The organism is Vreelandella sp. EE27 (assembly GCF_968206495.1).
This window is the reverse complement of the sequence record NZ_OZ309109.1, coordinates 1,474,067-1,491,865: the sequence shown is the minus strand read 5'-3', so window position 1 is coordinate 1,491,865 and position 17,799 is coordinate 1,474,067. Positions and strand designations below refer to the sequence as shown.

Below are 17,799 nucleotides of genomic sequence, written 5' to 3'. Positions count from 1 at the left end.
GCGAGCCTACCGCCCTTTTCTACCAGCCAGATCAGCCAGAGCCGACCAGCTTGGCAATCACGATGGCTACTCCTAATAACGCCAGCAGACCCACCAACGATACCGTGGTATGCGCCAAATCGGACGCCTCATCCTCATCCGTGATGAATGGCCGGGGGAAGTGGCCAAGCGTGAGCGCTCGACATATCGGCCAACCGATATACCAGGCCAGCGTCAGAAAAAACAGCTCCCAGATTAGCCAAATCAGCGTGCGCACCACGACGCCGAACAAGCGGAGCACCGTTTTTAAAAAACCATCGGCCAGCTCGTCCAATATCCTATCCCCCACCATTAATACCGTCAGTTCCATGTGCGTTTCAGCTAACCCTGGCGAGCCAAGGCCTCACCAGGAAAAAACCACGCGATACCGAAAAGCCGGTCATGGGCGCTACCTGGAACTGAAAACCACAGGCTGAAAAAGCGTCTAGCTAACAGGCGCCTGAAAATAGAGGCCATAAAGAATGACCTGCCTAAACAAGATGAAGCCTGCCGCCAGTAAATCAGCGGTGTGGTTCCTGAAAGGTTACCCTTTCACACTTTGAATATCGAATAGCGGCTTTTCCGTTATACTGCACCACTTTTTTATTTTCGCCCCCTTTTACGACACATCGTCAGAGCTTCCCATGCCCTTTGCAAAACTCGGCTTATCCAGCCCGCTGGTTCAAGCGATTACCGACCTCGGTTACCAAACGCCCACGCCCATTCAGGAACAAGCGATTCCCGCCATTCTCTCGGGTAAAGACCTGATCGCCACCGCGCAGACCGGCACGGGCAAAACCGGCGCCTTCGTGCTCCCGCTGCTTGAACGGTTCAGCAACGCGGGGCCGCTGCGCGGCAAACGCATCCGCGCGTTGATTTTGGTGCCGACCCGGGAGCTTGCGATTCAGGTCGAAGCCAACGCGGCGCAATACGCCAAACACCTGAATTTAACCTCGATGGCCGTGTACGGCGGCGTGGATACCGCCCCGCAAAAAGAGCGCTTGATCGAAGGGGTCGATATTCTGGTCGCCACACCTGGCCGACTGTTGGATTTAGCGCATCAGCGTGCCGTGCACTTCGATGAACTCGAAGCCCTGGTGCTGGACGAAGCGGACCGAATGGTCGATATGGGCTTTGTCGATGACATTCACAAGATCATCGTCCGCCTGCCGGAAAACCGCCAGAACCTGCTGTTTTCCGCCACCATGAGCGGCGACGTGCGCGCGCTGGCCTACGGCTTTTCCGACAGCAAGATGACCGACCTGGCGGCAGATATCTCCATTACGCCAAGCGTTCGCGCCGCCGCCAATATCAAGCAGTGGCTCATCACGGTCGACAAGGACACCAAGTCTGCCCTGCTGAGCCATTTGATCAACGAGAACGCGTGGGATCAGGCGCTGATTTTCGTCGAGAAAAAACACAGCGCGGCCAAGCTGGTGGCCCAGCTGGAAAAACGCGGCATCAAGGCGGATTCCATTCACGGCGGGCGAAGCCAGGCGATGCGCGAAAGCGTGTTGGCGCAGTTCAAATCCGGCGAACTCAAGTACCTGGTCGCCACGGGTGTTGCCGCACGGGGGTTGGATATCGATGAACTAAGCCGCGTGGTGAACTACGATTTACCGTTTCAGCCCGAAGACTACATTCACCGTATTGGCCGCACCGGCCGGGCGAGCGCCTCGGGTGAAGCCATTTCGCTGGTCGACATCAGCGACTTTAAAAACCTGTGCGCTATCGAGCGGCGCTTGAACGCGGTGATCGAGCGCAGGGAAATCGAAGGCTTCCCGGTTAACAAAGCCGTCCCTGCTTCGAACTTGAACCACGTTAAAAAAAGCAAACGCTAACGCGTAAAGAAGAAGCTCGCCGCTTGAACGTATAAACGGTGAGCTTCTCTACTCGATATTTTGCGACGAGAGCCTGCTTTAAAAAAAGCCGGGTAAGCCCTATGGCGGTCAGCGCCATTTTCTAAAATCAAGCAGGTGAAAACGCATCCAATAGCTCGGCGTTGGTGGGGTATTTCTCCAACAGCGTAAGCAGCTTCTGCGCGCCCTCGACTGGCTTGAGCTGGGTCAACGCGCGACGCAGCGTACGTACTTTTTCAATGTCCTTTGCATCGATCAACAGCTCTTCACGACGGGTACTGCTCTTGGCAATATCGATCGCCGGGAAAATCCGCTGGCTGGCCACCTCGCGGGATAACACCAGCTCCATATTACCCGTGCCCTTGAACTCCTCGAAAATCACCTGATCCATCCGGCTGCCCGTATCCACCAGCACGGTGGCCAGAATGGTGAGCGACCCACCGTTTTCGATCTTTCGCGCCGCACCGAACAGCTTTCGGGGTATTTCCATCGCCCGGCTATCCAGCCCGCCGGACATGGTGCGGCCATTGCCCCGCTGCTCGGCATTATGCACCCGCGAAAGCCGCGTTAATGAGTCGATCACGATCATCACATCGTGGCCTTCGCCCGCTTGCTTGCGCGCTGTTGCCAAGAGCTGATCGGCCATGCGCACGTGGTGGGTGTAGGTTTCATCTGACGACGAAGCATGCACCTCGGCCGACACGCTGCGCTTAAAGTCCGTCACCTCTTCCGGGCGCTCGTCGATCAGCAAGGCATACAGCTTGATCCCCGGATGCGCCTCGGCCACGGCCTGGCAGATATGCTTGAGCATCGACGTTTTGCCCGAGCCTGGGGGTGCGACGATCAAGCCGCGTTGGCCCATGCCGATGGGCGTGATCAAATCCATCGCGCGTATGGTTCGCTCACTGGAACCTGCTTGTAAATCAATGCGCGGGGAAGGATGGATGGCGACGCCGTTTAGAAAGCGTTTTTCGGGGTCATTGGGGAACTGCTCGACGGGCTCATGGGTCGGCGTGGCTTCTGGCTGCCTTTTGACCTTCAAGCCTAATGTTTTTCTCGTCATAAGATCGCTGGATCGCCTTGGGTAGTTTGAATGTTGGAATAATGGTAGTGCTGTGGAAATGACATAGATCTTATAGCACTATCAGTCATGGCAGGATGTGATGCCTTCTGAGCAAACAAAATGGAGGCAAAGCCGCAGTGTAGTAGGCGTAGCCGTGACTAGTCTTATCAGGGCTATTGCGATACAGTTGTACGGAGTTTCCGTACGTAATGGTGGAATTATGGATATCATCAGTGTAAACAAGTTCAGAGACAACCTGAAAAGCCTTGTCGAACAGGTTGTTAACAACCATGAACCTCTCAAGGTGACCCGTCGCGCCGGACAGGCTTTTGTCATTATGAGTGCTGAAGACTGGGAAAGAGAACAGGAAACCCTGCATGTTCTTCAAAACCGAGACCTGATGCAGCAGATTGCGGCCTCTCTCGATACTCACAGCCGTGGCCAAGGATACACACCCAATGATGAGCAGCTGAATGAGATCACTGGTATTTGAGGGCAGCACTTGGGAAGCCTATGAAACGATGCGAGAAAAAGACAAGAAGCTGCACAAAGCGCTCTGCAAACTGCTGAAAGAAATGCTTCGCTCCGACGACCCATCCACTGGAATAGGCAAACCTGAACCGCTGAAACACAATTTATCAGGCCTATGGTCACGGCGCATCTCACAGAAAGACAGGCTCATATATCGATTCGATGACACCTCCATATACGTTTTTGCCATTGGAGGGCATTATGATCAGCCCTAACGCTAAGAGCACGCGCGACTGCGAAATGGAGGCGAAGCCGCAATGTAGTAGCCGTGGCCGTGGCCGTGGCCGTGGCTGTGATTGTGATTGTTATTGTTATTGTTATTGTTAAATTAGTTTAGAAACTCGGGCCCGAAGAACCAGATGTGCCTCTGTGTGCAGGTCGAGGCGGCCTTGGGCTCAGCTTCCGAAGCTGATTAAGCTGGCCGAGGTTCTCAAACCTTGTGCCAACCAAACGACCATGGTCATTCCTGCTATATAGAATCGAACGGAAAGGAACATCCGCTCCGCTAGCGCCGCCCCCGGCCACTTTATTTAGGTGAGCTATGTAGTGCATAAATGACTCATGATCTACGCCAACCTTTCCTCCAATGAAATTTTCGACAAAGATTTCATGATCATGATTGCTTGGAAAAAGCAGGTGGCCTTCTACCCCCCAAAGTGGGCAAACAAAATCTATGTATGGGTTAAACTCAATTTGACTGGTTACTCGACCTCTGTCCCATCCAATAAAATGGCATTGCCTTGATAACTCAGATACTTCTTCATCTAAGGTTACGCAAAGCTTTTTCCGTAAAGGTTTTTCCTTCTCTAGCCTATACTCTCCCTTCTTCTCCTTAAACTCGACAAGTACGTTGTGCGAATCCGTCCCGGCAAAAAAATCAGAAAATTTTCTATCCTGGCTCCCTGAAAAATTCCCCACTGTGTATTGAGCAGCCGCCCCAAACACGTCACGAAACGAATCTTTCAAATAGCCGGAAAAGAAATCAATGACTTGGGATTCACCCATTTTTATCATCTTAGTCCTCTCAAAATCTAAAGCCGCCAACACAGGCGGCCGAAACGCAGTGAAACTCGTTCGGTGCAATGCATTTTTTGCATTGCACGATTGCGCATGGCCTTATTAGGCATTTTCTTCATGCTCTTTAAAGTAGTTGTTGAGCACCAATAACATATCCACCAGTTCTCTGTGTAAATAATCCGCAGAAACCTGTTGAGCTACCACTTCAAAATCAGATGAACTTCCGTAGCGTAGGAGATGCTGCTTGTAAAACAAATTAAGTTGCTTGAGCTCGCGTACTGCATCACTGGAAAGCAGAGGAAATATACTAATACGGTCTACTTCATCAATAAGGAGTTTGAGATCATGGCCAAAACCGCTTTTCAATCTTGGTTCATATTTTTGATAATCATGCGCAAGAAGAAGTGCCTTTCCGATACACTCTAGGCCTTGACACAATAGATGAAGATGCACAAATTTGTGTCCCTCATAGGCTTTGATCAAACCACCAGCCATCACGAAGCTTCGCCCTTTTTCGTACATTGGTATCGTCATACTCACGTCCAACTCCTTTTATGCCTAACGCCGCCAGCACGCGCGGCTTTGTAGTGGAGGTGAAGCCGCAACGAAAAAACCGTTGCCGTGCCTGCGATTATTAATCTACTTGGAGTCATATCCAGTAGTCGCCCTGGTTCTCTCTTGCTCCACATGCCCTGATAAATGAGCAAGCAACGAAGACATACTGAACGCCAGTGCTATCAAGCACTTTCCATATAGCGCCGACGTCTGGATCAACATCAACACCGTGATCGGCTGCATTCCTAATCTGTCCCAAATACTTGCCCGCTTCGACCACCTTTTTAGGCAAAGCATTATTTTGACGGAACTTTTCGAGGCGACTATTGAGGCCGGTTGCCCCAGCCAGGTTTACGTCCATCCTAGTTGCAAGCCTAGCAAGAAATGACTCTATTGCTGTTGCAGCTTCAGCCACTGCTTCCGTAGGCTGATCATTTCTTGCTTTTAGAAGCGCACTGGCCAAAGGGTGTAGTACTTCGACTCGATCAATAGCTTCAGAATAATCCCCAATTTCTGTTCGTATACATGCTTCTGCTTCGGCTAGATTAGTACAACTCTCTGCAATTTCCATAAGCTGATTCGATAAGGTTGACGCACTTGATGTATACCGACCTCCCCCTTCAGCCTGAATTGCTTTGGCATAAGTACCTAAACTAATCAAGGTGTCTTTTACTTCTTCTCGATGGGCATCCAAATCAAGAAGAATTTTAGTTTGCTGGGCAGCATAGTCGACTGACCCCGTAGCCAAGAGTCGTTCCCTAAATTTTAAAAATGGCTCATAGGATTCTAGCAATATCCTTAAGATAGCTGCCTTTTTAGCCTCTTCTGGAGTACAAAGAAAATTAATGAACGGTGACTTAGGTTGAAAAGTGACACCCAAGTTTACTACTAGACCGATATCTGCGGCCAACTCCAAGGCTGCGTTTGCCTGAGATCCTGATAAATCACAAAAATCTTGAACAAACTGCGAGTCACACCCTTGTTTTATACAAACTGCTTCAGCAACTTGTACAGTCAACTCAGCTGTCGATTGCGAGAACGATCGAGGCATAATAAAACCCCTATTCTTCTGAGTTGTCCACTGGGTTTTCTCCAGAGTTCACTTGATTTATAATTTCTTTTATTTTTGAGCCCAGATCATCAAGATCATCAATGGAACACTCCACAGATACATTTATATTTATTTTAACTTCGGCCTGTGCATGATCTCGCGAAAAAGATGCGACCGGGATCTCTGTAGGCTGAGAACCGACAATAGCGATTGGTTGCTCAACACTTTGCTTCTCATGATTTGATATATCTTCTTCTCGTACATTATCACTTCTTGAAATGACAAACTTGCCGTCCTTTTCTTTGATTAGCTGTGCTGCTCTGAGTATGTCAACTAGCGTCTTAGCGCCAGTCATATATTGAGACTTCTTGGGCTGACCCGCTGAATAAGCTATATGGGACTGAAGGATATTTTCATCCATACCATTTCTAATCTTAATAGCAGATATCAGCTTCGTAGCAAACTCATTTTCATGGACGAGGTGTCTCCAGCTAGATATTATTTCTTCCGGCATTTCATGCTCTAGAGACTGAGCTAAAGACTTACCGGCTTTCGTAAGAGATTTTTTCTGCCCAGCCTCAAGAACTCCAAACTCCACCAAAAATCCAGCATTTCTGCTTATAACAGTCCTATCCATGCCTATTAGCTTGCTTACATCATCTAATCCAGCAGGAGCATTAAATTGACCATAAGACTTAATAATTTTCGTGAGCTCCTCATAAGAGGAGCCAGGGAGCCTAAATTTATCGTCAGCCATAAATTATTCCTTACCCAAATCTAAGTGTATCTTTAAAAGTGGTGGTTAATAGTGATTATATTCCCAGCCGCATAACATCAATAAACACGCCAGCACATTTCTTGATTTTATATAGCCTACAAAAAATCATAATTCAGTGTTTCATATAGCTTCTCAAAAAGCTTGGGCAGCATATTTATTATTCGCGTGCACGCTCTTTTTGCTCATTTCCATCATACTTTATCCACGAATTTCCCTTAGGTCACGAGATAATTTTATGCCTGTGGTCAGCAATAGGTCGTAGGCCTGCGTGAAATTGAAGTAGGCAATGCTTTGTGAGGGATGTCAGGGAATTAGCTTGAGGTAATTTAATGTCTGTAAGTGAGCACCGTGGCGGTATCGGGGCAGCTGGCGCTGCCCTTCGCGCGCTGAAGCGTGCTCCTACCAATGCTCCCAACTTCTGTGGCGCGTTGAGAGCATTGGCACCTGCAGGCCTAGGTGGGCCTGCAGGTGTTTTTGGGCTTGCTTACGCTTTCAGTACGTACTTTAGCGTTTCGACGACTTGCTCAGTGGTCGTGCACCAAGCCTGCGCCCCGGCATCCACTTCTTTCAGCGGGTGAACGATATCCTCAGCGTGCAGGGTGATGTAGGGCTTGGCGAGTGCTGAGCAGTAGCCTGCATCAAAGGCGGCGTTCCACTGCTTGTACTTGTCGCCGAAGCGCACGACGACGAGATCCGCTTGCTCGATCATGGTGCGGGTGCGGATGGCGTTGACCTTGGAAGACTGGTGGTCGCGCCAGAAGCCGGTTTCCGGTTTGCCCAAGTGGTCGCCAGCGGCGTCAGATCCGTCGTGGTCGGTGACCGGGGCGGTGAAGACGATATCCAGGCAGGCGGCTTCGGCACAGGGTTAATCTCATTGCGCCAGTCGATATGGATATCGCCAGATAGACACATATAGAAGCTAATAGATCTTATATAACTCTGTATCGATATGTATTACAACTTTATGTAAATAAACCCATATCCTTAGCGGCTTTAAAGAGAACTTAATTTATTCGCTGAATTGCTATTTAACAAATGTTTAAAAGTCATTTATATAGAAATAGGCAGCTACTCAGCCTTAAAATAATCTAATAAATTTTTAAAACTAATTAAATTTATCTAAAATCAACATCCTTTAACATAAAAAATTTATAGAATATATAAGAACACATAAAACACTTAATCCACTATTATCTTTTTAATAAATCGGGAGACATATTAACCGAACCATATTGATGGTTACGAATATGACTCAGGAAATTATCCACAACCGGCAGCTTTCTTGCGCCTTCTTTGTAGTTTACAAAAACGTTTCTAAACAATGGCTCACCAAATGAATTCGTAAGATTTTTCACAAATAAATTATCAGTTTCTCTCAGACAAAAAGAAGGAACAACTGCTATTCCAAGACCGTTTTCAACCATAGTTTTGCAAGTGTCAACAAAGTCTACTTCCATCATAGCTCTAGGTTGTTGTTTATAATTTTCTCGAAACCAAGTATTAATTATTTGTTGAAGTACGTGATTTCGTTTAGTTGATATCAAAGGGTATTTATGGATATTCTTAAAGTCTATTTTTTCATATGAAATCATACAAATCCCTTCCTGACATAAAATCTCTTTTTCGCCTGACCAGTTGTAACCACAATTCTCGACTCCAACATCGATCTTGTTATTTTTAAGCATATCGATGATTTCTGGGCTTAATCCAGTATGTAGCTTTACTTTTACCTTAGGGAATAAAAATTGAAATGATTTCAGCAAAATCGGTAGCTTATAGTGAGCAAAAATGTTCGCAACACCTAGCCTTAATGTGCCCTGAACTTCACTACTAAAACTATTCAGTGTTTCTTTGGCAATATATAAATCCTCCAGGCTTTTTTTAGCATATTCAACCAGGTACGCTCCTTCGGGTGTAAAGCTCACGCCTCTTCTTTCACGAACAAGAATTTTAATAAAAAACTCTTCTTCAAGTTTTTTAACTCGGTAAGATATTGCAGGTTGAGTGATATAAAGAGCATCGCTGACGGCCTTAATCGTGCCCATTTCGTACAACATGCATAGAATGCGCTGATCCTGAGTATCCATATCAACCCTTTGGCATAAAAATTTTTATCTGTTTTACATTAAAATTTTAAGTTTTACTTATCTCATAAATGATGCATAAAATCTCAGGAAAATCCAAATAAACTTTCATCAGTGAGAAATTCATGTGCACACCTAACAATTCTTCATTTCAGACAAAGCATTCTAAAATTTTCGATTACGGTGAAACCACTCTATATGCTTGTCAGTATGACCAAAGATTTTCTTACTTTGCATACACGCCTAAAAATTTCCAACAAGGCTCAAAGCAAGAACATCCTATTATAGTCGCCATACATGGTACTGAGCGCAGTGCACAATCCTACCGTGATGCCCTGATTCCGCTAGCGGATAGTCTTGACGCGATAATTGTTGCACCTCTGTTTCCGAGTGGAATTATCGAACCTAATGATATGGATAATTATAAATTCATCAAATTCCACAATATACGATTCGATGAAGTCCTATTAGCCATGATCGATGAAATTACGATCAAGTATGAGCTACCAAATAAAAAATTCTACCTCCATGGATTTTCTGGAGGTGGTCAGTTCACGCATCGGTTTTTCTATCTTCACCCCGACCGTTTATTAGGACTATCTATTGGAGCACCTGGACGTATCACATATTTGGATTCAAACATTCCATGGTACGAAGGCATTGCAGATATAGAGGTACAATTTGGTAAAAAAGTGAATTTTGAAGAACTAAAAAATGTACCAGTACAGATGATCGTTGGAGAAGACGATATCGAAGATCTGGGTAAAACCCGTTATGGAAAAAACCGTGTTGAGCGCCTTAAAGCTTTGCAACGAAACTACGAGGAGCACGGAATTACTGTGCAACTGGATACTGTTCCAGCCACTCAACATGAAGGTATGAAGCTTTTGCCTGATGTTGAAGTATTTTTTAAAAGCTTGATTTAAAAAACAAAATCTCCCAAATAAAATAAGCCTACGAATGGAGAACGCCGGTGAGTATTACACAGAAAGAAAATCAAGACACTTTGCAACAGAAGAGTCGGAGATTTGATATTATCGGAATCTCCCCTAAAGTATTCCTCGCTATAGCATTGATTGTTTTAGCGGGTGCATTCATAACCTTTGGGCCAGAAAATAGAATTCTACTGCCTAGCGGTTTGATTGGTGCATTAGCTATATCAATGGTTCTAGGCGGCATACTAGCCACAGTGGGTGAACGCACCCCAATCCTTAATAGCTTTCTTGGGGGTGGCGCAGTAGCGGTCTTATTCGGTACTTCTGCGTTAGTTTATTTTAATTTGATGCCTACAGCTACCGTTAACCTAATGAATGAATTTGTGAAAGGCGGTGGATTCCTGAACTTTTATATCGCAGCCCTAATTGCAGGTTCGATTCTTGGCATGAACAAGAAACTTTTAATTGCAGCGACAGCAAGATACTTACCCACTATTATTGGTGGAGTTATCTTTGCGTTCCTGTTTTGCGCTATTGCAGGTATGCTAGTCGGATTTGGCTGGCGTGATGCTATCCTCTTTATTGCTCTGCCAATTATGGGTGGCGGTATGGGCGCTGGTGCGGTCCCCATTGCTCAAATCTACGGTCAAACCAGTGGCCAAGATCCCGCCGCCTTCTTATCTATAATGGTGCCTGCGCTGATCCTTGGTAATACTGTAGCTATCATAGCAGGCGGTCTGCTTGATCGCCTTGGCAAGTGGAAAAAGGGCCTCTCTGGCGAAGGCCAGTTGCTTCGTAACAATGTTAGCTCAGGTATGCCAGTAGATGAACCACAGGATACGACTTTTTCTCTAAGCTTACTTGGTACAGGCTTGGTACTGACATTGGCTTTGTACATTTTAGGTTCTTTCATAAATGCAGTATTGCCGCAAATCCATACATTTGCATGGATGATCATAGCCGTTGGTATCATTAAGGTTATTGGCTGCTTACCGCACGTCTATGAGCAAGCTTGTAAACAGTGGTATCAATTTGTAGCAAAACACTTCACTTGGGCACTATTAGCATGTGTTGGTGTAGCTTATATCGATATGTCAGACATCATCAACTCATTGACACCTGAGTACATGTTCCTAGTGATCGTCACTATCATAGGTTCGATAGTAGGGTCCTCATTGATTGGCTATTTAGTGGGATTCTTCCCAATCGAAGCTTCTATAACGGCGGGACTGTGTATGGCAAACTCTGGTGGAACAGGCGACGTTGCAGTGCTGAGTGCTTCAAAACGCATGGAACTTATGCCATTCGCAGCAATCTCTTCTCGAGTAGGTGGGGCTATCATGATGTTAATTGGTACTTTAATTGCTTCTATACTTCTTTAGAAATAATTAAAAATTAGTATCAGCTTGACACTTTTTTATTGGCCTTAACTTCACCTAAGTTAAGGCCAATTTTCTAGTGAGGTTGAAAGCATTAACTTATCTAATTTTTTAATCCATCGGCGCTCTCAATGACCAAGTGCAACATCTAACCCATCAGGTACGGTGTTGCCATGACCTACTGCTACCGCCATTTTACTGCTGGAGACCCGACGTCACCCCCTGTTTGCGGCAGGGCAATGGCAAGCGTCGGCCACGCAGCCGTGGCTCAGATCGACGCTAGTAGATTCCCGATCTGTTCATTATCCACATGCGGCCGCTTGAGATCGAAAACCACCTGATGCCTGGCCACTGAGGGCGACCTCATCATTGGCGCCAATAATCGCTCTGCGGTCGGCACATTGGTGGAGCGCACTACGCGGCTGGTGATCCTGGCAAAGGTGTATGGCACCACGACTACGGCGGCAGCGATTGGCTTCAGCGATAAGCTCAATGGAGTGCCGCGAGACCTGCGCCTGTCCATGGCCCAAGACCAGGACAGAGAGATGATGAAGCATACCGAGATCACTCAGAAGACTGGTACAGCGATTTACTTCGCTGACCCACACAGCCCATGACAGCGGGGCTCAAATGAAAATACCAACGGGCTGTTGCGGCAGTACCGGCCGAAAGGCACGGACCTTCGGATCTACAGCCAGGAAGAACTCGACGCGATCGCGGACTCACTAAACACGCGACCGCGCAAGACACTGGACTGGCGCACGCCACTGGAAGTGTACGCCGAGGTACTCAAGAAATCGGGCGCCGGTCCCGGCACTATTCAATAGTGTTGCACTTGGAACTTGAGACCGCCGATCTTAACGGGGTGTGTGAGTTTTTCTTAAATATTTTTACATACAGTGATTTTTTCCATCAGGAGACTTTAATCCAATACCATCATAACTATCGTCAGTTTTCCAGCCGGCAGGCATTCCAAGCGAAAAATACTCATTGCTAAATACTTCCATCTTATTACCCTCTCTCGAAAGAACACTGCCGCATGTAAGAATTCCTATAAAAAGTGTTAAAACACTAAAGGGGGATTTCAATTTCATATCTTGACTCATATAACACCCGCAACAGCGGAAAATTTAGCGCATAGTGATTAATCTGACCGGCTGATTGCGTTTGTTAGAATAACTATGAATCTAACTTAGCTGTTAATATCTTAAACCCTGCCGCTCCAAAAATAACGGCGAAAAAAGCTTCAAACCAGCGGCTAAGTTTTAGATACGTACTACGAACTTTGGGTATTGAGAATACATAAGCGTAACCTTGAAATATGATTAAACTTTCTAAACCAACAACACCTATTACTTTGATTAAGTCCTGTGGGGAGGTATTAGCTGGTATACCAATGGAATACAATGACCCAAAGAACAAAATGGCTTTCGGGTTGGTTAAGTGAATGGCAACACCTCGGAGGTATGTTTTCATTAAGCTTGATTTAGAGATACTATTTATTTCAATATCTTTGTGATAAATGGATGAACGAGACGCCTTGTAAGCTAAAAATATCAAGTAGCATGCCCCAACGTATCTAACCAGCTCAAATAACCATGCATTCGTATACATAATAGCACTAAGACCAAATGCTGCTGAACAAGACCAGAAAAAAGACCCTGTTAGCGTTCCGGCCGCCAAAGTCGCACCATGTAAACGCCCTTGACTCATAGATGTCCCTGCAATGGCTAGAGTCGCTGGCCCGGGGCTGGCTACTACAAAAAAAGCAGCTGCGATTATTAAAATATAATTTATTTCTATCATGGTTTTCAGCCCTTTTTAAAGTTTGTACTATCTGTGACTTATTCTAACGCCCGGCTCTGCGGCTGACAAAAGTGGCGCTGCTTTTGCGTCAGCAAAAGGAGTGACGCTTTTGGCAGTCCGACAGCAGCCACTTGTTAAGCCGTGACTACCTCGACTGTTGTTTCGAAAGTAAATGCCTCATTTGGGGCCACACCTTCATTTTCAAATTCAACGACAACGGAACCCTGTATTTCATAGCGTCCATTATCAGCTTTAGAAAATATTAACTCTTTTACATCACACCAATTATGAGCACAACCGACATAAACCGAACCTTCGGCTTCTGGATATGACTCATGTGATAAATTAGCGCCATCCAGTTCTGCTGGATTTTCTAAGTTTAACTCGTACCAGTTTAAGACTATTTCGGTTGATAATGGTTGCTCTTCATACTCGAGACCTGAATCAAAAGGCTCAAGAGGTATGGTTATATGATGAAATAGCGTTTTCTGTAGTCCGATACTTTCGTTCTCGAACCAGTACGCCTCAACTTTTCCGCTTTTAGCTTTAGTTTTTTGCTGTAATTCGATTTTATTCATAGCTTCGATTCTGGTGTGGCTTAACAGTGATTATATAGCCGGCTGCATAACACCAATAAACGCGCCAGCACATTCATTGATGTTATATAGTCGAAAAAAATAATTGTAACCGGCTGTTTTATATATTTTCTCAAAAATCTTAGGCCGCATATTCATTATTCGCGTGCCCGCTCGTTTTGCCCGTTTCAATCATACTCTATTCACAAATTTATCTTAGGTCACGTGGTAATTTAGTGACATCGGTCAGCAATAGGTCGTAGGCCTGCATGAAATGCTAATAGATGATGCTTTGGGGGGGATGACAGGGAATGAGCTTAAGCCAATTTTATGACGGTAAGTGAGGACTGTGGCGGTATTGGGGCAGCTGGCGCTGCCCTTCGCGCGCTGAAGCGTGCTCCTACCAATGCTTCCAACTGCTGTGGCTCGTTGAAAGTTTTGGCACCTGCTCGGTGGGCCTGCAGGTGTTTTGGGGCTTGATTACGCTTTGAGAACGTACTTGAGGGTTTCCACGACCTGCTCAGTGGTCATACACCAAGCCTGTGCCCCGGCATCCACTTCTTTCAGCGGGTGGATGATGTCTTCACCGTGCAGGGTGATGTAGGGCTTGGCGAGTGCTGAGCAGTAGCCCGCATCGAACGCGGCGTTCCATTGCTTGTACTTGTCGCCGAAGCGCACGACGACGAGGTCCGCTTGCTCGATCATTGTGCGGGTGCGGATGGCGTTGACTTTGGAAGACTGGTGGTCGCGCTAGAAGCCGCTTTCGGGCTTGCCCAGGTGGTCGCCGGCGGCGTCAGATGCGTCGTGGTCGGTGACCGGGGCGGTGAAGACGATGTCCAAGCCAGCGGCCTCGGCGCCGCGCTGGATCTCGTCGCGCCAGTCGGTATGGATCTCGCCGGACAGGTAGACGTAGAAGCTCATGGCGTTCTCCTTCATTGGGTAGGTATATGTCGGGTTATTTTATGGAAAAACCTTCCATATTCCTACCGGCTTATAAAAGCGGCTCTCGGGCTAGCAAGTAGCAATCCATGATCCAACCGTGAATTGCACGAAGCTCGGCGCGGCGTTCGATGATTTGTTCGCTTACCTCTAAAAGGCGCCCTTCTATCAGGCACTGCTTCTCCATCCCAAGATACGCGCCCCACCATATGTAAGTATCTTGCTGGTCTATCGCCGTAAACGCCCCGCCGCTGTCGAGCATGACGGCGACCGTGGCCGCGCCTTCGGGCCAGCCGTGGTCGCGCAGGCGGCGGCCGGTGGTGATGTGGATGGAAGCGGCCAGGGCGTTGAGCGGGATTTTATGCTCGGCGGTGAGTACCTGAAGGCTCGTAATGCCGGGTATCACGCTTACGTTTACCTCGCGCCCGCCGTCCTGCAAGCGCTTGGCGATGCGCAGGCTGCTGTCATAAAGCGAGGGGTCGCCCCATACCAGCATGGCGGCTTGGCCGCCGTTTGGCAGGTGCTCGTCTAAAAGCTTTGCCCATGCGGCGGCAATCGCGGCATGCCAGTCGTTCACTGCGCCCAGGTACGGTGCCTGGCCGTCGCGGGTGGGCAGGTCGAACTCGATGATGTTGGTTGCGCTACCGCTTTCCAGCAGCTCGTCGCAGAGCAGGCGGCGCAGGTCGATCAAGTCCGCCTTGGCGTCACCCTTGCGGGGGAGAAACACCGCATCTGCCGCGTTCAGGGCGCGCACGGCGGCCAGGGTCACGTGATCTGGGTTGCCGGTGCCTATGCCGATCAGCGAGAGCGAGATCACGATTCGCCCTCGCCGCTTGCAAACGGCGAATCCGCGGACTGCGGGCGAAAGCGGCGGTCGTAGCCAACGGCGTAGAGGCTGCTCTCCTGAAAGTCGGCGCTTTCAAGCACCGGGCCCACCAGAATCAGCGCGGTGCGCTGCAGGGCGTCGCCCATCTGTGCCTCAATGTTGGCAAGGCGCCCGCGCAGTACGCGCTCGTCCGGCCAGCTGGCCCGCCAAACGATGGCCACCGGGCACTCAGGGCCGTAATACGGCGTCAGCTGCGCGACTACCTCGGTCAGGTTATGCACGGAGAGGTGAATGGCCAGCGTCGCGCCGCTGCAGGCAAAGTTTTTAAGGGTTTCACCTTCCGGCATGGCGCTTGCCCGGCCCGGCGTGCGGGTCAGCACCACAGACTGCGCCACGCCGGGCAGCGTGAGCTCCTGGCCCAGGGTTGCGGCGGCGGCGGCGAACGCGGGAACGCCGGGGGTTACGCTATAGGGTATATCCAGCGCGCGCAGGCGGCGCAGCTGCTCGCCAAGCGCCGACCACACCGAGAGATCCCCCGAGTGCAGCCGGGCAACGTCCTGGCCCTGCGCTTGGGCGCGCTGGATCTCGGCCAAGATGTCGTCAAGCGAGAGCGGCGCGGTGTTGACGATGCGCGCGCCCGGTGGGCAGTGGGCGAGAATTTCGTCGGGCACCAGTGAACCCGCATACAGGCACACCGGGCAGGCGGCGATCAAATCGCGCCCGCGCAGCGTGAGTAGATCCGGCGCGCCGGGGCCCGCGCCAATGAAATGAACAGTCATGGGGTAACTCCTGGGCGTTGTAGAACCACCGCTTGCGCGAGTGCGGCGGTGGCCCGTCTGTCGTCTGAGACAAGCCTTGGGCTTAAAAGGCACGCGCCGGGCCCGGCGGCGAGTAGCGCCACGGCTTCGGCTACGCTGCCCGTGCCCCAGGCCTGTAAGCTGCGCGCGGATTGGGTGAGCGTGGCGGCATCTGGCAGCTCAGCGTCGGCCACGACGTGTACCAAAAGCAGACGCTCGCGGCCAAGCGCCTGCACCAGCGCCTGCTTGCTCTGTGTGGCGGCCAGAGCCTGCACCGGGCCGAAGCGCTCGATGAGTTGGTCCAGCGCCTGGCCAAGCGAAACGAGTGTGGCCGCGCTTTGAAAGCCAAAACCCGCCACGCGCGGCGCGTGTTGGCCCGCCACCTAACGCACCACTCGCCACTGAACGAGCGGGTAGCTCGCCTTCCAGCCTCGGCGGCTGCCAATGGGCGCGGCACGTGAAAGCTCGATGCGCATTAGCTCGCCCCCCGCCAGCGCTTGCCAGTGGGCCAGCAGCGCCTCTGACTCCAGCGTTACGGCGTTGGCCACCACGCGGGCACCTTGCGGCAACCGCTCCCAAAGCGCCTCCAGCAGTGCCTGGGTCAGCCCGCCGCCGATGAACACTGCGTCGGGCGGCGGCGCCTGGTTCATTACCTCGGGCGCTTTGCCCTCTTTCACTTCCAGCCAGTCGACGCCCAGATTCTCGGCGTTCCGGCGCGCTCGCGCGGCGCGCGCTGGGTGCTGCTCGAAGCCAACGGCCTGGTTCTCCGGGTGCGCCAGCAGCCACTCGATGGCAATCGACCCGGAACCGGCGCCGATATCCCACAGCCGCTCACCCGGGCACGGCGCCAGCGCGGCCAGCGTGAGCGCGCGCGCCGCCTGCTTGGTGATCTGGCCGTCGTGCTCGAAAAAGGTGTCTGCCAAACCGGGCGTGAGCGGCAGCGCCGGGCCCGGCCCCGCGACCTCAAGCGCGACCGCCACGGGGTGGGCGATATCGCCCGGTACGCTGCTTACATCAATTACGCGAACGCGCTCGGCATCACCACCCAGCGCTTCCAGCACGGTAAGCCGTGAATCCGCAAAGCCAAAGCGTGTTATCAGCGCGGCAAGCTCGGCAACCGCGGCGGCGTCACGTAACAGCACGATAAGGCGCTGGCCGGGCTGAAGGTGACGGCGAATGCGAGTGAGCGGCGTGGCATGCAGGCCCAGGCAGGTGCAGCGCTCGAGGCCCCAGCCAAGGCGCGCCGCGGCCAGGCTGAAGGTCGAGGGTGCGGGCAGTGCCTGCCACTCGTTGGGTGCCAGGTGGCGGGCAAGCGAAGTGCCCGCGCCAAACCAGAACGGGTCGTTGGAGACCAGCATGACCACCCGGCGGCCGCGCTCGGCCAGAAGCACCGGAACGCCATCAGCAAACGGCACCGGCCACTCGCGCACTTCACCATCGAGCGGCGGTAGCACGCGCAGGTGACGGCGCGCGCCAAACACCACCTCGGCGGCGTCAAGCTTTGCCCGGCTTGCCGCGGTGAGCCCCGCTGTGCCACTCTCGCCCCAGCCGATAAGGGTGAGCCAAGCGCTTTGAGTTACTGCCAT

The 17,799-nt window shown here is 50.2% G+C and carries 19 protein-coding genes and 3 pseudogenes; 6 read left to right on the top strand and 16 right to left on the bottom strand.

Going from position 1 to position 17,799, the window contains the following annotated elements; translation table 11 throughout:
- Window positions 1–31 precede the first annotated feature (31 nt).
- Window positions 32–349 carry a hypothetical protein gene (locus ACWHVV_RS07180; protein WP_447928717.1) on the bottom strand — a complete coding sequence of 106 codons (318 nt, stop codon included), beginning with the start codon at window positions 347–349 and terminating at the stop codon, window positions 32–34.
- A gap of 313 nt (window positions 350–662) precedes the next feature.
- Here ACWHVV_RS07180 and ACWHVV_RS07175 point away from each other — a divergent pair, with 313 nt between their 5' ends.
- Window positions 663–1,859 (top strand): DEAD/DEAH box helicase, encoded by a 1,197-nt coding sequence (locus tag ACWHVV_RS07175; protein ID WP_447928716.1) that lies wholly within the window; start codon window positions 663–665, stop codon window positions 1,857–1,859.
- Between the two features lie 127 nt (window positions 1,860–1,986).
- Here ACWHVV_RS07175 and rho read toward each other — a convergent pair whose 3' ends face one another.
- A complete protein-coding gene (gene rho, locus ACWHVV_RS07170) occupies window positions 1,987–2,940 on the bottom strand; it encodes a transcription termination factor Rho (RefSeq protein WP_447928715.1) in 954 nt (317 codons plus the stop codon).
- 220 nt (window positions 2,941–3,160) lie between these two features.
- Here rho and ACWHVV_RS07165 point away from each other — a divergent pair, with 220 nt between their 5' ends.
- On the top strand, window positions 3,161–3,433 hold the full coding sequence (locus ACWHVV_RS07165; protein ID WP_447928714.1) for a type II toxin-antitoxin system Phd/YefM family antitoxin: 273 nt from the start codon (window positions 3,161–3,163) through the stop codon (window positions 3,431–3,433).
- The gene (locus ACWHVV_RS07160) at window positions 3,414–3,686 is read left to right on the top strand and encodes a Txe/YoeB family addiction module toxin (protein ID WP_447928713.1); all 273 of its coding nucleotides are present in this window, start codon (window positions 3,414–3,416) and stop codon (window positions 3,684–3,686) included. Before ACWHVV_RS07165 ends, ACWHVV_RS07160 begins: the two co-directional genes overlap by 20 nt.
- 118 nt (window positions 3,687–3,804) lie before the next feature.
- Here ACWHVV_RS07160 and ACWHVV_RS07155 read toward each other — a convergent pair whose 3' ends face one another.
- From ACWHVV_RS07155 to ACWHVV_RS07130, 6 genes and pseudogenes are all read right to left on the bottom strand, one after another.
- Entirely contained in the window at window positions 3,805–4,476 is a 672-nt protein-coding gene (locus tag ACWHVV_RS07155) for a hypothetical protein (protein ID WP_447928712.1), read from the bottom strand.
- A 114-nt stretch (window positions 4,477–4,590) separates the two neighbouring features.
- Window positions 4,591–5,028, bottom strand: coding sequence for a hypothetical protein (locus tag ACWHVV_RS07150; protein ID WP_447928711.1), 438 nt, complete (start codon window positions 5,026–5,028; stop codon window positions 4,591–4,593).
- Window positions 5,029–5,137: 109 nt separating this feature from the next.
- Window positions 5,138–6,094: a hypothetical protein gene (locus ACWHVV_RS07145; protein WP_447928710.1), complete on the bottom strand. Its 957-nt coding sequence runs from the start codon at window positions 6,092–6,094 to the stop codon at window positions 5,138–5,140.
- A 10-nt stretch (window positions 6,095–6,104) separates the two neighbouring features.
- Complete coding sequence (locus ACWHVV_RS07140; protein WP_447928709.1) at window positions 6,105–6,851, bottom strand: hypothetical protein; 747 nt, start codon at window positions 6,849–6,851, stop codon at window positions 6,105–6,107.
- A 505-nt stretch (window positions 6,852–7,356) separates the two neighbouring features.
- Window positions 7,357–7,796, bottom strand: a pseudogene (locus tag ACWHVV_RS07135) (YtoQ family protein).
- Between the two features lie 266 nt (window positions 7,797–8,062).
- Window positions 8,063–8,959, bottom strand: a complete 897-nt coding sequence (locus tag ACWHVV_RS07130) for a LysR family transcriptional regulator (RefSeq protein ID WP_447928708.1) — start codon at window positions 8,957–8,959, stop codon at window positions 8,063–8,065.
- 122 nt (window positions 8,960–9,081) lie between these two features.
- Here ACWHVV_RS07130 and ACWHVV_RS07125 point away from each other — a divergent pair, with 122 nt between their 5' ends.
- From ACWHVV_RS07125 to ACWHVV_RS07115, 3 genes and pseudogenes are all read left to right on the top strand, one after another.
- The gene (locus ACWHVV_RS07125) at window positions 9,082–9,882 is read left to right on the top strand and encodes a hypothetical protein (RefSeq protein WP_447928707.1); all 801 of its coding nucleotides are present in this window, start codon (window positions 9,082–9,084) and stop codon (window positions 9,880–9,882) included.
- 47 nt (window positions 9,883–9,929) lie between these two features.
- Window positions 9,930–11,273: a 2-hydroxycarboxylate transporter family protein gene (locus ACWHVV_RS07120; protein ID WP_447928706.1), complete on the top strand. Its 1,344-nt coding sequence runs from the start codon at window positions 9,930–9,932 to the stop codon at window positions 11,271–11,273.
- A gap of 202 nt (window positions 11,274–11,475) precedes the next feature.
- A pseudogene (locus tag ACWHVV_RS07115) lies at window positions 11,476–12,097 on the top strand (IS30 family transposase); the annotation flags it as partial.
- Between the two features lie 63 nt (window positions 12,098–12,160).
- On the opposite strand, the gene ACWHVV_RS07110 reads toward ACWHVV_RS07115, so the two are convergent.
- The 8 genes and pseudogenes from ACWHVV_RS07110 to cbiE all read right to left on the bottom strand — a co-directional run bounded on the left by ACWHVV_RS07110 (window position 12,161) and on the right by cbiE (window position 17,799).
- Complete coding sequence (locus tag ACWHVV_RS07110) at window positions 12,161–12,364, bottom strand: hypothetical protein (protein WP_447928705.1); 204 nt, start codon at window positions 12,362–12,364, stop codon at window positions 12,161–12,163.
- Between the two features lie 85 nt (window positions 12,365–12,449).
- The gene (locus ACWHVV_RS07105) at window positions 12,450–13,076 is read right to left on the bottom strand and encodes a LysE family translocator (protein WP_447928704.1); all 627 of its coding nucleotides are present in this window, start codon (window positions 13,074–13,076) and stop codon (window positions 12,450–12,452) included.
- Between the two features lie 134 nt (window positions 13,077–13,210).
- Window positions 13,211–13,654 (bottom strand): hypothetical protein, encoded by a 444-nt coding sequence (locus tag ACWHVV_RS07100; RefSeq protein WP_447928703.1) that lies wholly within the window; start codon window positions 13,652–13,654, stop codon window positions 13,211–13,213.
- Between the two features lie 477 nt (window positions 13,655–14,131).
- Window positions 14,132–14,572 (bottom strand): annotated as a pseudogene (locus tag ACWHVV_RS07095) (YtoQ family protein).
- Between the two features lie 70 nt (window positions 14,573–14,642).
- The gene (gene cobF / locus ACWHVV_RS07090) at window positions 14,643–15,407 is read right to left on the bottom strand and encodes a precorrin-6A synthase (deacetylating) (RefSeq protein WP_447928702.1); all 765 of its coding nucleotides are present in this window, start codon (window positions 15,405–15,407) and stop codon (window positions 14,643–14,645) included.
- Complete coding sequence (cobM, locus tag ACWHVV_RS07085; RefSeq protein ID WP_447928701.1) at window positions 15,404–16,195, bottom strand: precorrin-4 C(11)-methyltransferase; 792 nt, start codon at window positions 16,193–16,195, stop codon at window positions 15,404–15,406. Before cobM ends, cobF begins: the two co-directional genes overlap by 4 nt.
- On the bottom strand, window positions 16,192–16,596 hold the full coding sequence (locus tag ACWHVV_RS07080; protein ID WP_447928700.1) for a cobalamin biosynthesis protein: 405 nt from the start codon (window positions 16,594–16,596) through the stop codon (window positions 16,192–16,194). Before ACWHVV_RS07080 ends, cobM begins: the two co-directional genes overlap by 4 nt.
- A complete protein-coding gene (gene cbiE, locus ACWHVV_RS07075; protein WP_447928699.1) occupies window positions 16,597–17,799 on the bottom strand; it encodes a precorrin-6y C5,15-methyltransferase (decarboxylating) subunit CbiE in 1,203 nt (400 codons plus the stop codon). It abuts the gene before it with no gap.

Excerpts from the sequence above, each read along its gene's own strand:
- cobM (WP_447928701.1), bottom strand. The coding sequence starts at position 16,195 with ATGACTGTTCATTTCATTGGCGCGGGCCCCGGCGCGCCGGATCTACTC.
- ACWHVV_RS07155 (WP_447928712.1), bottom strand. The coding sequence starts at position 4,476 with ATGGGTGAATCCCAAGTCATTGATTTCTTTTCCGGCTATTTGAAAGAT.
- ACWHVV_RS07180 (WP_447928717.1), bottom strand. The coding sequence starts at position 349 with ATGGAACTGACGGTATTAATGGTGGGGGATAGGATATTGGACGAGCTG.
- rho (WP_447928715.1), bottom strand. The coding sequence starts at position 2,940 with ATGACGAGAAAAACATTAGGCTTGAAGGTCAAAAGGCAGCCAGAAGCC.
- ACWHVV_RS07140 (WP_447928709.1), bottom strand. The coding sequence starts at position 6,851 with ATGGCTGACGATAAATTTAGGCTCCCTGGCTCCTCTTATGAGGAGCTC.
- ACWHVV_RS07145 (WP_447928710.1), bottom strand. The coding sequence starts at position 6,094 with ATGCCTCGATCGTTCTCGCAATCGACAGCTGAGTTGACTGTACAAGTT.
- ACWHVV_RS07100 (WP_447928703.1), bottom strand. The coding sequence starts at position 13,654 with ATGAATAAAATCGAATTACAGCAAAAAACTAAAGCTAAAAGCGGAAAA.
- cbiE (WP_447928699.1), bottom strand. The coding sequence starts at position 17,799 with ATGGCAGTAACTCAAAGCGCTTGGCTCACCCTTATCGGCTGGGGCGAG.
- ACWHVV_RS07105 (WP_447928704.1), bottom strand. The coding sequence starts at position 13,076 with ATGATAGAAATAAATTATATTTTAATAATCGCAGCTGCTTTTTTTGTA.
- ACWHVV_RS07110 (WP_447928705.1), bottom strand. The coding sequence starts at position 12,364 with ATGAAATTGAAATCCCCCTTTAGTGTTTTAACACTTTTTATAGGAATT.
- ACWHVV_RS07160 (WP_447928713.1), top strand. The coding sequence starts at position 3,414 with ATGAGATCACTGGTATTTGAGGGCAGCACTTGGGAAGCCTATGAAACG.
- ACWHVV_RS07165 (WP_447928714.1), top strand. The coding sequence starts at position 3,161 with ATGGATATCATCAGTGTAAACAAGTTCAGAGACAACCTGAAAAGCCTT.
- ACWHVV_RS07125 (WP_447928707.1), top strand. The coding sequence starts at position 9,082 with ATGTGCACACCTAACAATTCTTCATTTCAGACAAAGCATTCTAAAATT.
- ACWHVV_RS07175 (WP_447928716.1), top strand. The coding sequence starts at position 663 with ATGCCCTTTGCAAAACTCGGCTTATCCAGCCCGCTGGTTCAAGCGATT.
- ACWHVV_RS07130 (WP_447928708.1), bottom strand. The coding sequence starts at position 8,959 with ATGGATACTCAGGATCAGCGCATTCTATGCATGTTGTACGAAATGGGC.